Below are 13,569 nucleotides of genomic sequence, written 5' to 3' on the forward strand. Positions count from 1 at the left end.
CGTCCGCCCGGTGACTCCCGCGGCGCGGGTCCGCTGCCCGAACAGGCCGCGCGTCCATGCCCGTTACCCCTGTCCGCCATTGCCGGGTGCCGGCCGGGACCGTCCCGGCGGAGCGGGCCGCTCAGCCGCGCTCGCCGACGCAGCGGCTGCCGAGGGACGTGAGCTTGGCCTGGTCGACGTAGCCCTTCGTGCGGCTGCCGGCGACATGGCCGTAGTCGCGGAAGCGGTACGGGCGCCCCGCGGGAGCCTGGTCGAGGCGGAAGACGTCGTCGGTGTGAACGTCCCCGATGTCGTTGCGGTCGGCGTCGAGGATGTCCCCCTCCCGCATCACCCGGTAGACGCGGGTCATACGGCAACTCGAGCTGCTGTCCGGTTCGTCGGCCGTCATGTTCGCGGAGCTGCGCGAGCGGTCCGGCGTCCCCGAGGTGTCCGACCACACCACCGCGAACGTCCCCGCGCAGACCGCGACCGCGGCCGCCAGCGCGACCAGCCCGGCCGGCGAGCGGAGCCTGGCCGGCAGGCGCAGGCGCTGCAGCAGAGCTGTCGGGGTGTCCCTGCGTCCCGCCTCCCGGGGTTGTCCGGGCCGCGCCGGCTGCTCCCCGTCCTGCTCCGGCTCGTTCCTTCCGCGCTCGGCGGCCTCCGCCGCCTGCTCGCGCAGCCTGCCCAGCCGTTGCCGCTCCCGGGGCGTCAGCCCGGCGAGATCGCACAGGGCGGCGAAGGTGTCGGCGGGCATGACCTCCTGGCCGTTCACGTAGCGGGAGACAGGCGACTTGGTGAGATGCAGCGCCTCGGCGAGCTCGCGCTGGTTCAGCTCCGTCCTGTACCGGTAGACGGCACGCAGCTGCTCCGTGAAGTCTCTGACAGGCCCGCCGAGTTCGTCGGGCAGCGGTTTCAGCGGGCGTCTGCCTGGCTCGGGCACGTCCCTGCCTCCCTCATCCACGTCCCTCTTCGCCGGTCAGGGGCTCGCGCACCTCCCGTTGTCCCTGGTCGCACGCAACCCGTGGCGGTGCCAGGCGGCGGGACCGAAGAATCAACCCGGCTCGTCCGCCGTGCACTTCGGCGGTTCACCGGCCCCTGCGCTCCGGGAACGCCCGCATGTTCTCACGCGGCGGGCGGGCGCGGTGCCGGAACGGTGCGCACCGGGATCCGGCGGGCCGATGCGAGCCCCGGGCACTTCGAGCCGTCTCGACGTGTCCGGCGCAACCGGACAACCGAACGCTCGAAGAGAGAAGACCGATGACCATCAAGAGGAAGCTCCAACTCGTCTTCGCCGGCGCCCTGATCACCGCGCTCGGAAGCACGCTCACGCTCTGGTCCTCCGACGCCGAGGCCGCCGTGAACCGCTACACGATCCAGGCCAACTCCCCCAAGCCCGAGGCCTGCAAGAACCACGGCACCGTCCCGGCCGGGACCTGGCTGCAGAACAAGGTGTGCGGCTACTTCGTCGGTACGGCGCTGGCCGGCACCGCCTTCGACGTGCACGAGACCGCGCAGAGCGACTACCACTACGGGCACAACTACGGCGGCAACAACCTGTGTGCCTGGGTGCCGCCGGGCGCACTCAGCGGCTCGCCCACGGGCACGGCCGACGAGTCGTGCAGCGCCGCGACGAAGGAACGGATAGGCCACCGCCGCTCGTTCGGCTCCGACTTCAACGCCCGCGCCCACGAGGCGGAGGACGGCAGCGCCGTCTCGGTCGACCCGGCCTGCTCGGGAGGCGCGTTCCTCAACTACTACAACTCCAGCGACTACAACAGCGGTTCACTGCGCGACCCGGCCGGCACACCTGCGGCCCAGGTGCAGTACCGGTACACGACCAACGGCTCCAACCCCGCGGTCGTCGTGCGCGATTCGAACCTGGGCTGGGTCTTCATGGACCGCGACTGCGTCACCGACTGGCGGGGCGTGACGTTCCACAACGACAACGACTAGCCTCCGCGGCCTGGTCGCTTCTTTCGCCGGCCGGCCGTCAGGAGCCGTCGTCGGCGTGAGCGGGGGACGCCGCCTCCAGTGGGTCCGCGCCACTGTGGGGCAGCGTCTCCTCGCGCAACAACGGCGCCGTACTGGCCCGCAGGATCAGACGTGTTGGCAGGACGATGTGCTGGCCTTGGTCGGCATCGCTGTCGTTGACAAGTGAACGAACCAGTTCGCCGGCGACACGTCCGATGTCCGTGGGCGACTGGGCGATGGTGGACAGGTCTGACCACCGGGCGATCTCATGGTCGTCGAAGCCGAGTACGGATACCCGCTCGGGGACGTCGATGCCGCTCTTGCGCAGCGTCCAGAGAACCGAGACGGCAGCTTGGTCCTGTTCGGCGAAGATCGCGGTGGGTGGCTGCCGCTGGCTGAGCAGCTGCCCGACCGACTCCACGACTCTTCGCTTGTCGCCGAAGCTGGAGGCGGTGACCACAAGACTGTCGTCCAGGGGGATTCCCGCTTCGGTGAGCGCCTGCCGGTAGCCGGTCAGCCGTTCGTTGGAGCTGAAGCTGAACCCACTGGGACCGATCGTCTTCACGAAGGCGATACGGCTGTGTCCGAGGTTGAGCAGATACTGCGTGCCGCGGCGCCCCCCGGCGACATCGTCGATGTACACGCTCGCTCGCCCCTCGGCGTGCTGGCTCACGTAGATGACCGGAATCTCCAGGTCGTCCAGACGCGCACCTTCCTCCTCGGTGAGGTCGAAGGAGAAGACCAGCAGGGCGTCGGCGTTCCGCCGGGCCGGAAGACGTTCGAAGAAGTCGGCGCGTTCGGTCATGTTGGGCGTGACGTAGATGAGCAGATCCATGCCCGCCGCGCGCAATATCGGCGCCAGGCTGTCCAACGCAGAGCCCATGAACCACGAGTTGAGAACGGGTGTGAGTACGGCTACCACCCCCGTCTTGCCGGTGGCCAGACTGGCGGCCTGCCTGGAGACCGCGAAGTTCAGCTCGCGGGCTGCCTGTTCGACCCTGACGCGGACTTCGGGCGAGACGGTCGAGAGCCCGCGCAGCGTGCGAGAGACGGTGGAAGGGGAGACCCCGGCCCGTACGGCGACATCGACCATCGTGGGGTGCCGTTGCGCTGGTGGCATGACGGGGACGCTAGCACGGGAAGCCCCTCGCAGCGGCAGCTTATGACAGCGCTGCCACGGAAGTTCGCGACGATTCAACCTTTGAATGCTTGGTTTTTCTCGGCCCAAAACGGACATTCCATAGCAGAAGTTCGAGAGATCCCTGCGTGACACCCATTGACTTCCCGCATATGCATCCATACGTTGAACGCGCTGTCTTGAAGTAGTCAACACCATGCACGCGTTGCGTGCGTCTTCATGGCTTTGACCTGCAGGTCGGTCGTTCAACACGTCTATGACAGCGCCTTTATCAGGCCGTTTGAGCGTCCATGCACACCGTCTGAAAGCGCGGCCGGTGAAGGGATGAGATTCGCATGGCTGCAGCGAGTCCCGAGAGGGTCACCAGGTGCTGCCCCTGGAGTGACCGCTCGGCTGTCGATGGCCTGTATTGGGACGTTGCCGATGGAGATCTGCTTGCCGAGGCCTACGCGTACGTGACCCGCCCGGGCAACCGTGACAACGGGACAGGGGTCGCCGTCATCGCTGCGCCCACCCGCAGAGTTCGCACCGCCGGGGATCGGCGGACAACTGTGTGCCTTCGTCCCAGCGGGGAGTACGCCTTCGTTCGCCGGAACCGGTCAGCGGCTGCGCGCCGGAACGATCCGGCCGATTCGGTTCCACACCGTTAGGAGAGACAACGTGAAGACCAGTGCTACCAGGGCGGTTCAGTGCTCGGCTGTCGTTCTTGCCAGCCTCATGGCCACAACCGCCTGCGGATCGTCCGGTGGCGATGACGCCGCTCAGAAGAACCCCTCGTTCAAGGGCCGCGGCCCCATCAAGTACGTGGCCGGCAAGGACGCCGGAGGGTCCGTCCAGAAGGTGATCGACAAATGGAACAAGGCGCACCCGAAGGAAAAGGTGACCTTCGTCGAGCTGCCCACGGACGCCGACGCGCAGCGTCAGCAGATGATCCAGAACGCGCAGACGAAGTCCGACGCGTACTCGGTGCTGTCCCTCGACGTCGTGTGGACCTCGGAGTTCGCGGCCCATCAGTGGATCGACAGGCTGCCCGCGGACAAGTTCCCGCTGGACAAGATGATGAAGCCTGTCGTGGAGACCGGGAAGTACCGGGGCGGGCAGTACTCGATCCCGCACGCCTCGGACGGCGGTCTGCTCTACTACCGCAAAGACCTGCTGGAGAAGGCCGGCATCGACAAGGCCCCGGCCACCTGGGCGGAGATGCAGGACGACTGCGCCAAGGTCAAGAAGCTGCCCGAGGCGAAGGGAATGGACTGCTACGCGGGGCAGCACCAGAAGTACGAGGGTCTGACGGTCAACTTCTCCGAGGCCGTGAACTCCGCGGGCGGTGAAGTGCTCGACGCGAAGGGCAAGCCGAACCTCGACACCCCCGAGGCGAAGAAGGGCCTGGACTTCCTCGCCAAGTCCGTCAAGGACAAGACGATCCCCAAGGAAGCCACCACCTACCAGGAGGAACAGGGCCGACAGGCCTTCCAGGGTGGGGATTTGATCTTCCTGAGGAACTGGCCGTACGTGCACTCCCTCGCATCGAAGAAGGACGGTTCCAGCAAGGTCGCGGGGAAGTTCGACGTGGCCCCTCTGCCCGGCCTGAAGGGGCCCGGCACCTCGAGCCTGGGCGGCCACAACGTCGCCCTGTCGTCCTCGGCGAAGAACAAGGCCACGGCGATCGACTTCATGAAGTTCTTCACCAGTGAGCAGAAGGCCCGGTTCGCCCTCGAGGAGGCTTCTCTCGCGCCGCCCTACGAGCGCCTCTACACCGAAAAGGCGCTGGTCAAGCAATTCCCGTACCTGCCCACGCTCAAGAAGTCGATCCTGACCGCCGAGCCGCGTCCCCGCGTCGTCAACTACGGCGACGCGAGCAGTGCGATGCAGAAGGAGGCCTACGCAGCCATGACGGGCACCAAGAGCAGTGCTGAGGCCCTGAAGGACCTGCAGAAGGCCCTTCAGAAGCCCACGGCGCAGCAGTAAGGAGCGGCCCGCTCATGGTGGAAACGCATAACCCTGGCGGCAGTGCGACGGCCGGTGCGGATCAGTCGTCGCGCGACCGCTCGGGCGGCAGTTCGCCCGACGGGCTGCCGGCGCCGGCGAAGCGCCGGCGCCGGCAGCCCGGGGCGACGTCGGGATCGGCGCGGATGGCCGCGCTGCTGGTCTCCCCCACTCTGCTGGTGCTGACGATCGTCGTGCTCTACCCCACGATCCTGGCGTTGAGGGACTCGCTCTACGGCACCGCGGGTCTGGACCCGAAGACGGGGTTCGTCAGCAAGACGGAACCGTTCGTGGGCTGGTCCAACTACGCCGACATCTTCGGCGAGGCGGGCTCCCGGTTCTGGAACGCCTTCTGGAACACCTCGTTCTTCACCGTCACCACGGTCGCGCTGGAAACGGTGATCGGCGTGGCCATGGCGCTGATCATGCACAAGGCATTCAAGGGCCGGGCACTGGTCCGTGCCAGCATCCTGATCCCATGGGCGATCCCCACCGCCATTTCCGCGATCCTTTGGCGCTGGATATTCAACAGCGACGGCGTGGCCAACAAGATCATCGGCGAGCAGGTCCTGTGGACCACGGAGGGATTCCACGCCCAGGTCGCGGTCATCATCGCCGAGGTGTGGAAGACCGCGCCGTTCATCGGTCTGCTCGTGCTGGCCGGCCTCCAGGTGATCCCCAAGGAGGTCTACGAAGCCGCCCGGATCGACGGGGCAACCGCACTGCGCCAGTTCTGGAACATCACTCTGCCCCTGGTGAAGCCCGCGCTGCTGGTGGCCGTGCTGTTCCGGACGCTGGACGCACTGCGGATGTTCGAACTTCCCTACGTGCTCATCGGCGCGAAGAAGGCATCGGTGGAGACGTTGTCGATGCTGGCCCAGGACGAGGCGTCGAACGTGCGGTTCGGACCGGCCGCGGCATACGCGGTGGTCCTCTTCATCTATGTCTTCCTGATCGCGCTCGCTTTCGTCCGGTTGCTGGGCACCGATCTCGTCCGCGACGACGACCCCACCCCCAAGCGCCGCCGCCGGTGGCTGACGCGACGTCGCACGGAGGTGTCGGCATGAACATCCCGGTAAAGATCCGCAGGTGGCTTCCGTATGTGGGTGTCGCCGTCGTCGTCGCCTACTGCCTGGCGCCGTTCTACTGGATGGTGGTGTCCAGCCTTCGGCGTACCTCGGACATCTTCGAGAACGCGCCGCTTCCCAGCCACCCGTCCCTCGAGAACTACATCGCGGTCTTCGACCCCTCCCAGTCGTTCACCAGGGCGATGCTCAACAGCATCGTCGTGGCCGGCGTCACCACGTCCGTGGCTCTGGTACTGGCCACCTTCACCGCCTACGCCATGGCACGGCTCCGTTTCCGCTTCAAGCGCGTCGTGCTCACGGTCATCATCGCCACTTCGATGTTTCCCGTGGTGGCGATCGTGGTCCCGCTGCTGAAGCTGTTCACGGACCTGGGCTGGATCAACAGCTATCAGGCGTTGATCGCGCCGAGCTTGTCCTTCGCGCTGCCGCTCGCTGTATGGAACCTCACGACCTTCTTCCGGCAGTTGCCGGAGGAACTCGAGCACTCGGCCATGGTCGACGGCTGCACGCGGGGCCAGGCGTTCCGCAAGATCATCATTCCCCTTGCCGCGCCCGGCCTGTTCACCACCGCGATCATCGTCTTCATCATCGCCTGGAACGAATTCCTCATCGCCGTGACGATGACGAACAAGGAGGACATGCAGACCGCTCCTGTCGCCGTTTCCAAATTCACCGGCGCCTCTGAATTCGAGGTCCCGTTCGGCAGCCAGATGGCGGCGGGCGTGCTCGTCACCATCCCGCTCGTCGTCCTGGTGATCGTCTTCCAGCGCCGCATCGTTGCCGGCCTCACCTCCGGTTCGGCGAAGTAGCCCGGCCTTCTCCGCGGATCACTTACTCGAAGGAGCCTGCAGCAGCATGTCAAGCACCGCACCCTGGTGGCGCAGTGCCGTCATTTACCAGGTCTACATCCGCAGCTTCGCCGACGGGAACGGCGACGGAGTCGGTGACATCGCGGGCATTCGCTCCCGCTTGCCGTATCTCAAGTCGCTGGGCGTCGACGCCATTTGGATCAACCCGTGGTACAAGTCGCCGATGGCCGACCACGGTTACGACGTGGCGGACTTCCGTGAGATCGACCCGCAGTTCGGCACCGTGGCCGAGGCCGAGGAACTCATCGAGGAGGCGCACCAGTACGGCCTCCGCGTCATCCCCGACATCGTGCCGAACCACACCTCCGACCAGCACGAGTGGTTCCGGGCCGCACTGTCCGACCGGCCGGGCGGTCCCGAGCGGGATCGCTACATATTCCGGGCCGGGCGCGGCCCCGAAGGCGCCGAGCCGCCCAATGACTGGAGGTCGGTCTTCGGCGGTCCGGCCTGGACCCGGGTGCCCGACGGGCAGTGGTATCTGCATCTGTTCGCCCCGGAGCAGCCGGACCTCAACTGGGAACACCCGGAGGTCAGGGCGGAGTTCGAGGACATCCTGCGCTTCTGGTTCAGCCGTGGGGTGGACGGATTCCGCATCGATGTGGCGCACGGCCTGATCAAGCACCCCGAACTGCCTGATCTGCCACCGCGCGTCGACCCGGACGGCCCGGCGCCTCAGGAACGGGTGGCCCACCCGCACTGGGACCGCGACGAGGTGCACGACATCTACCGCGCGTGGCGTCGGGTGGCCGATGAGTTCCCCGGCGACCGGTCGTTCGTCGCCGAAGCCTGGGCGGAGACCCCCGAGCGGCTCGCCGCCTACGTACGGCAGGACGGCCTGCACACGACGTTCAACTTCGACTTCCTGATGGCCAGTTGGGGCCCCAAGGAGCTGCGGGCGGTCATCGACGACTCGCTCGCCACGCTCGGCTCGGTCGGCGCACCGGCCACCTGGGTGCTCTCCAACCACGACGTCGCGCGCCCTCCCAGTCGTTTCGGCCGCGACCAGGTGAAGAAGTGGGTGGCCAACGAGCGCTTCCGGCCCGAAGGTCCCCTGGACCTCGAACTCGGAGTGCGGCGGGCCCGCGCGGCCGCCCTGCTGATGCTCTCCCTCCCCGGCGGCGCCTACATCTACCAGGGTGAGGAACTGGGCCTGCCGGAGGTCGAGGACCTGCCCGACGACGTCCTCCAGGACCCGATGTGGGAGCGGTCCGGGCACACCGACCGCGGACGTGACGGCTGCCGCGTGCCCATTCCGTGGTCCGGGGAGACGGCGCCGTTCGGCTTCAGCCCCGAAGGCGCCACCGGCGAGCCCTGGCTGCCCCAGCCTGCGCACTGGAAGGAGCACAGCGTCGAGATCCAGACCGGTGACGACGCATCGATGCTGGAGCTCTACCGCAGCGCCCTGCACCTGCGGCGCGCGTGTCCTGCCCTCGGCGAGGGCAGCCTGACCTGGTGGGATGCCCCCGAGGGAGTGCTCGCCTTCAACCGCGATCCTGACTTCGCGTGCGTCGTCAACTTCTCGGCCGAGCCGTACCGGCTGCCGCAGCGGCACGAGGTGCTGCTCGCGAGCCGGCAGCTCGACGACGGCTACCTGGCGCCGGACGCCGCGGTATGGCTCGCACTGTGAGCGCCGGTTCCGTACGGCTTCCGGGCCCAGGGCGCCCGCGCCCCCAACCGCGGGGCGCCGTCCAGGTCTTCGGCGGCTCTCCTTCGACGCCTCCGAACGAGCCGCTGAGCCACCGGGACCCCGGCCCCATCGACACCAGACCACTGATCCGCACAGGACCGTATGAGCGAGGACTCACGTGACCGACCGCACCGCATCCGCACCGCACCGCCAGGACGGCCCCGACTGGTGGCGGCAGGCCGCCGTCTACCAGATCTATCCCCGCAGCTTCGCCGACTCCGACGGTGACGGCCTGGGCGACATACCCGGCATCACCTCCCGGCTGCCCTACCTCGCCGAACTCGGGGTCGACGCCGTCTGGCTGAGCCCCTTCTACCCCTCGGCACTGGCCGACGGCGGTTACGACGTCGCCGACTACCGCAACGTGGACCCGCGCCTGGGCACGCTGGACGACTTCGACGCGATGGTCGCCGAGGCACACCGATTCGGCATCAAGGTGATCATCGACATCGTGCCCAACCACACCTCGGAGGACCACGAGTGGTTCCAGCAGGCGCTGCGTGCCGTGCCAGGATCGCCGGAGCGGCAGCGCTACGTCTTCCGCCAGGGCAAGGGTGAGAACGGTGAACTGCCGCCGGCCGACTGGCAGTCCGCCTTCGGCGGCCCGGCCTGGACCCGGCTGCCCGACGGCTGGTGGTACCTGCACCTCTTCGCGCCGGAGCAGCCGGACCTCAACTGGGAGAACCCGGAGGTGCGCGAGGACTTCCGCAAGACGCTGCGCTTCTGGTCGGACCGCGGCGTCGACGGCTACCGGATCGATGTGGCCAACGCCCTGATGAAGGACCTCGAGGACCCGCTGCGCGACATGGGGCCGATCTCCTTCGACGATCAGATGGAGGACTTGGAGGACGGCAGCCACCCGTTCTGGGACCGCGACGAGGTCCACGAGATCTACCGGGACTGGCGCGAGGTCTTCAACGAGTACGACCCGCCCCGGGTCGGCATCGCCGAAGCATGGGTGAAGAACCACCGCCTGGTGCTCTACGCACGTCCCGAGGGCCTGGGCCAGGCCTTCAACTTCGAGTATCTGAAGACCGGTTGGGACGCGCAGGAGCTCCGCCGCGTCATCGACGTCTCGCTGCGCACGGCGCAGGAGGCCGGGGCCTCGGCGACGTGGGTGCTCTCCAACCACGACGTCATCAGGCACGCTTCGCGCTTCGCGCTCCCTGAGGGCACCGACACCGACGAGTGGCTGCTCAGCGGCGGCACGAAGCCGCCGGCCGACGTCGAGCGCGGGCTGCGGCGGGCGCGGGCCGCCACCATGCTGGAGCTGGCGCTGCCGGGGTCCGCGTACATGTACCAGGGCGAGGAGCTGGGGCTGCCCGAGGTCGCCTCTCTCAAGGAGGAGGACCTCCAGGACCCGACGTGGATCCGCAGTTCGCACACCCGCAAGGGGCGCGACGGCTGCCGCGTACCGCTGCCGTGGACGCGTACGGGCGCCTCGTTCGGCTTCGGCGGCGAGAACCCGTGGCTGCCGCAGCCCGCCGGCTTCGGCGAGCTGTCCGCGGAGGCGCAGGAGGGCCAGGAGGGCTCCACGCTGGAGCTCTACCGGGAAGCGCTGCGGCTGCGGCACAAGCTCGTCGGCACCGACGAGTCGCTGACGTGGCGCGGCGACGAGGAGTCGGAGCGGGAGGGCCTGCTGCACTTCGTACGTCCCGAGGGATGGCACTGCCTGACCAACTTCGGCACGGACACGAAGCCGCTGCCCGAGGGTGAGGTCCTGCTGAGCAGCGGCCCGCTGAACGGCGAGGGCATCCCCGGGGAGACGACGGTGTGGCTGCGGGACGGAGCCGGCGAGGGCTGAGGACCGGAGCGGACGGCGGTCCTCGGCCGGGAGCCGATGGCCACGGGCCGACGGCTGAGACCGGCCGACGGCCTCCGGCTCCGTGCCGACCGCACGAACGGAGCGAACGGAGCGAACGGCACGGCGGGTATCCCCGGGCGAGCGACGGGGGCCGCCGTGCCGTTGCCGTTTCAGGTGCGGCGCGCTTTCCTCGCCCTCACTCCGTGTCGACGAAGAAGCTGTCGTGCTTCACGAGGAAGTCCTCGAACTCCTTGCCTCCGCGCTGCGCCATCTCGGCCACCCGCTCGAAGTACTCCTCGCGGGGTGCGCCGGGCGAGAACAGCAGGAGCATCGACGTCGGGCCGTCGGAGGCGTTCTTGAACGCGTGCAGCCCGCCGACCGGCACATACAGGAAGTCCCCCTCACGTCCGGTGATCCAGCGCTCGCCGTTGAAGAGCTGCACCTCCCCGGACAGCACGTAGAACGACTCCGAGATCGAACGGTGGAAGTGCGTGCTCGGCCCGGGCGACCGAGGTCCCATGTCCACCTTGTAGAGCCCGAACTCGCCCCCGGTGCCGGCGCCCGTGGCGAGGTAGTGCGTGCGGTTGCCCGTCCCGGTCGTGATGTCGGGGTCCGTGGAGGACGGCCTGAACACCGCGGTGACCTCGCCTCCTTCGCCGAGGTACCGGGGCTCCGGATACGACATGCGGCTCTCCTTCCCGTCCGTCCCTCTCCCGTTCCCGCGATTGTGGCCACGGCGGCTGCCGTCCGGCATCGGACGCGGGGCCGGGTCGGGCGTACGTCTCCCGTACCGCACCGCAGGTCCGAGGCGGGCTCGGACCACAGGCCAGTGGCGGGCTTACCACGAAGACTAGTCGAAATATTGACTAGTGCTCGAAACCGTCTACTCTCAGTTCGTGACCACCGAAGCGACGAACGAGGAACCCGCCGCGTGGCTGCGCGGGGTGATCGAACTGGCGGCCGCCGCCGTGCTCGCAGAGGGCGACAACCACGGCTATGCCGTGGCTCAGCGCCTCACCGAAGCGGGCTTCGGACGGATGAAGGGCGGGGTGCTCTATCCCGTCCTGGCGCGGCTGGAGTCGGAGGGGATCCTCAGCTCGACGTGGGCGGCGGGGGAAGGCGGACCGGGCCGCAAGGTCTACTCGCTCACCGCCTCCGGCGCCCGGTGGCTGGCGGAACAGAGCACCCTGTGGGGCCGCTTCGCCGAACGCATGGACCAGTTGCTGACCACCAACGTCCAGAAGGGCCGCACCGCATGAGCAGCACCACGGAAGAAGACATCGGCTGGGACGACGAATTCACGACCGCGCTGATGGAGCGCGGACTGGACGAGAAGACCGCCGAGGCCTGCGTGGCAGAAGCCGTCGCCCACTGCGAGGAGTCCGGCGAGAGCCTCCGGCAGGCGTTCGGCGATCCCGAGGAGTACGCCGACTCCGTCGCCACCAGCCGTATCCCCGTCTCGAAGCGTGCGCGGACGGACTACGACAACGTCAGCATGGACGAATACTGGGGCGCGCCGCTGACAATGCCGGCCTTCTACATGTTCCTGGGCGGAATCCTCGCGTGGATCGACGCGGGGCTGTGGATCCGGGTCACCGTCGCCGGGCTCGTGGGGAGTTTCCTGCTCGGGGTCATCTGCGCCGTTCTGGGAGGCGCGCACTCCCTCCGGGCGGCCGGCCACCGGCGCGCCGCACTCGTCACGCTGTGCGTCGCGCTCGCGCTGACCGGCCCGACCGCCCTGGCCTTCTTCGAACTGCCCCACGACGGGTTGGGCCGGATACCCACTCCGACGCTCATCGTCGTGGCCCTGCTGCTCAACTGGGCGGGCGAGCGACTGGAGCGGCCCGACACGGCTGAGCGCAGAGCGATCGAGGCACTCCGGCGGCGTGCGGCGCGGCGTGGCTCGACTGCCTCCGGCGCACCTGACGCCCGCGAGACCCGCCGCTGGCTCGCGCACCTCCACGGGCTGCTCAGGGGGCGGCACCACGTGAGACGAAGCGAGGCACGGCGTCTCGTCGCCGATGCACGGCAGCACCTGGAGGCGTCCGGCGCCCGGCCGCAGGACGAGTTCGGCGACGTGGAGCGATACGCACTGAGCCTCGTGGAGGAGGGCGGCGCGAAGCGCCCCTCCCGCCAGGAGCTCAGCCTCTACAGGCGGTGGGGGCTCTTCGGCATCGCCGTGCTGCAACTCGCCCAGACACCCTGGGTCGACATCGGGTGGAGCAAGTGGGGCTTCTTGGCCATGGCTGTGCTGACAGGATTCGGCCTCGTCAGGCACTACCGCAGCAAGTGGCGGACGCGGACGGCGGGTTCGTCCCCGGACGGGCGGTGACAGGTGGCGGGGTGACGAGGTGACGCGCGGGAGAGGGGACGGGCGGACTCCGCGTCTCCATCGTGCGAACGGCTGAGCGGGTGCCCTCCACGGGACTAGGCTCAGCTCCCGTGATCATCTGGCTGAACGGAACATTCGGGGCGGGCAAGACCACCACCGCCGGGACGCTGGCCGAACTCCTCCCGCAGGCACGGTTCTTCGACACCGAGCAGGTCGGAGGCATGCTCGCGACCGTGCCGGACCTCCCCGAACTCGGGGACTTCCAGCACTGGCCGCCGTGGCGCCACCTCGTCGTCGAGACGGCCTCCCAACTCCTCGACTACGTGGGCGGAATCCTCGTCGTCCCGCAGACCGTCCTCGTGAAGCAGTACTGGGCCGAGATCAGCACCGGCCTCGCCGAAGCCGGCATCGAGGTGCACCACTACGTGCTCCACACCGACCGCGACACCCTCGCCCACCGGATCGTCAACGACCGGCCGACGGGCCACGACTGGCGCCTGCGGCATCTCACCGACTACGAGGAAGCGCTGCCCTGGCTGCGCGACGCGGCGCAGATCGTGGACACGACGCACCGGCAGCCGAAAGACGTCGCGAAGGCGATCGCGGAGGACGCGGGGGCGCTGGGCTGACTGCGACCGCGAGGTTGACAGCCGCGTGAGCGTCCCGTCCCGGCACGGGGCCATGACCACCCGCGGTCAGTCCTGCCGCCTCCGGT

At 68.5% G+C, this 13,569-nt stretch carries 12 protein-coding genes; 9 read left to right on the forward strand and 3 right to left on the reverse strand.

Features of this window, described 5'->3' with window-relative positions; all coding sequences use genetic code 11:
- Nucleotides 1-121: 121 nt before the first annotated feature.
- Nucleotides 122-919 (reverse strand): helix-turn-helix domain-containing protein, encoded by a 798-nt coding sequence (locus I004_RS37850; protein WP_051345635.1) that lies wholly within the window; start codon nucleotides 917-919, stop codon nucleotides 122-124.
- Between the two features lie 317 nt (nucleotides 920-1,236).
- Here I004_RS37850 and I004_RS0130995 point away from each other — a divergent pair, with 317 nt between their 5' ends.
- Complete coding sequence (locus I004_RS0130995; RefSeq protein WP_028438644.1) at nucleotides 1,237-1,932, forward strand: hypothetical protein; 696 nt, start codon at nucleotides 1,237-1,239, stop codon at nucleotides 1,930-1,932.
- Nucleotides 1,933-1,969: 37 nt separating this feature from the next.
- Here I004_RS0130995 and I004_RS37250 read toward each other — a convergent pair whose 3' ends face one another.
- On the reverse strand, nucleotides 1,970-3,070 hold the full coding sequence (locus tag I004_RS37250) for a LacI family DNA-binding transcriptional regulator (RefSeq protein WP_486580731.1): 1,101 nt from the start codon (nucleotides 3,068-3,070) through the stop codon (nucleotides 1,970-1,972).
- Nucleotides 3,071-3,805: 735 nt separating this feature from the next.
- Between I004_RS37250 and I004_RS0131005 the strand changes: the two genes are divergently transcribed.
- The 5 genes from I004_RS0131005 (at nucleotide 3,806) to I004_RS0131025 (ending at nucleotide 10,522) form a co-directional block, all read left to right on the forward strand.
- Nucleotides 3,806-5,056 carry an ABC transporter substrate-binding protein gene (locus I004_RS0131005; protein WP_051345636.1) on the forward strand — a complete coding sequence of 417 codons (1,251 nt, stop codon included), beginning with the start codon at nucleotides 3,806-3,808 and terminating at the stop codon, nucleotides 5,054-5,056.
- A gap of 14 nt (nucleotides 5,057-5,070) precedes the next feature.
- Entirely contained in the window at nucleotides 5,071-6,141 is a 1,071-nt protein-coding gene (locus I004_RS37255; protein WP_078511963.1) for a carbohydrate ABC transporter permease, read from the forward strand.
- Nucleotides 6,138-6,971, forward strand: a complete 834-nt coding sequence (locus I004_RS0131015) for a carbohydrate ABC transporter permease (RefSeq protein ID WP_028438646.1) — start codon at nucleotides 6,138-6,140, stop codon at nucleotides 6,969-6,971. The genes I004_RS37255 and I004_RS0131015 overlap by 4 nt, the downstream gene beginning before the upstream one ends.
- Before the next feature lie 46 nt (nucleotides 6,972-7,017).
- Nucleotides 7,018-8,658: a glycoside hydrolase family 13 protein gene (locus I004_RS0131020; RefSeq protein ID WP_028438647.1), complete on the forward strand. Its 1,641-nt coding sequence runs from the start codon at nucleotides 7,018-7,020 to the stop codon at nucleotides 8,656-8,658.
- Nucleotides 8,659-8,836: 178 nt separating this feature from the next.
- Nucleotides 8,837-10,522 carry a glycoside hydrolase family 13 protein gene (locus tag I004_RS0131025; protein ID WP_028438648.1) on the forward strand — a complete coding sequence of 562 codons (1,686 nt, stop codon included), beginning with the start codon at nucleotides 8,837-8,839 and terminating at the stop codon, nucleotides 10,520-10,522.
- Between the two features lie 196 nt (nucleotides 10,523-10,718).
- Here I004_RS0131025 and I004_RS0131030 read toward each other — a convergent pair whose 3' ends face one another.
- Nucleotides 10,719-11,207 (reverse strand): cupin domain-containing protein, encoded by a 489-nt coding sequence (locus I004_RS0131030; RefSeq protein WP_028438649.1) that lies wholly within the window; start codon nucleotides 11,205-11,207, stop codon nucleotides 10,719-10,721.
- 211 nt (nucleotides 11,208-11,418) lie between these two features.
- Here I004_RS0131030 and I004_RS0131035 point away from each other — a divergent pair, with 211 nt between their 5' ends.
- From I004_RS0131035 to I004_RS0131045, 3 genes are all read left to right on the forward strand, one after another.
- Nucleotides 11,419-11,781 (forward strand): PadR family transcriptional regulator, encoded by a 363-nt coding sequence (locus I004_RS0131035; protein ID WP_051345654.1) that lies wholly within the window; start codon nucleotides 11,419-11,421, stop codon nucleotides 11,779-11,781.
- Complete coding sequence (locus I004_RS37260) at nucleotides 11,778-12,854, forward strand: hypothetical protein (RefSeq protein WP_037978508.1); 1,077 nt, start codon at nucleotides 11,778-11,780, stop codon at nucleotides 12,852-12,854. Before I004_RS0131035 ends, I004_RS37260 begins: the two co-directional genes overlap by 4 nt.
- 110 nt (nucleotides 12,855-12,964) lie before the next feature.
- On the forward strand, nucleotides 12,965-13,483 hold the full coding sequence (locus tag I004_RS0131045; RefSeq protein ID WP_028438651.1) for an AAA family ATPase: 519 nt from the start codon (nucleotides 12,965-12,967) through the stop codon (nucleotides 13,481-13,483).
- Nucleotides 13,484-13,569: the final 86 nt, after the last annotated feature.

The sequence above is a fragment of the Streptomyces sp. TAA486 genome (assembly GCF_000426165.1).

Bases quoted from the DNA above. Each gene is read 5' to 3' on its own strand.
- I004_RS0131020 (WP_028438647.1), top strand. From the start codon at position 7,018: ATGTCAAGCACCGCACCCTGGTGGCGCAGTGCCGTCATTTACCAGGTC.
- I004_RS37260 (WP_037978508.1), top strand. From the start codon at position 11,778: ATGAGCAGCACCACGGAAGAAGACATCGGCTGGGACGACGAATTCACG.
- I004_RS0131005 (WP_051345636.1), top strand. From the start codon at position 3,806: ATGGCCACAACCGCCTGCGGATCGTCCGGTGGCGATGACGCCGCTCAG.
- I004_RS0131030 (WP_028438649.1), bottom strand. From the start codon at position 11,207: ATGTCGTATCCGGAGCCCCGGTACCTCGGCGAAGGAGGCGAGGTCACC.
- I004_RS37255 (WP_078511963.1), top strand. From the start codon at position 5,071: ATGGTGGAAACGCATAACCCTGGCGGCAGTGCGACGGCCGGTGCGGAT.
- I004_RS0130995 (WP_028438644.1), top strand. From the start codon at position 1,237: ATGACCATCAAGAGGAAGCTCCAACTCGTCTTCGCCGGCGCCCTGATC.
- I004_RS0131015 (WP_028438646.1), top strand. From the start codon at position 6,138: ATGAACATCCCGGTAAAGATCCGCAGGTGGCTTCCGTATGTGGGTGTC.
- I004_RS37250 (WP_486580731.1), bottom strand. From the start codon at position 3,070: ATGCCACCAGCGCAACGGCACCCCACGATGGTCGATGTCGCCGTACGG.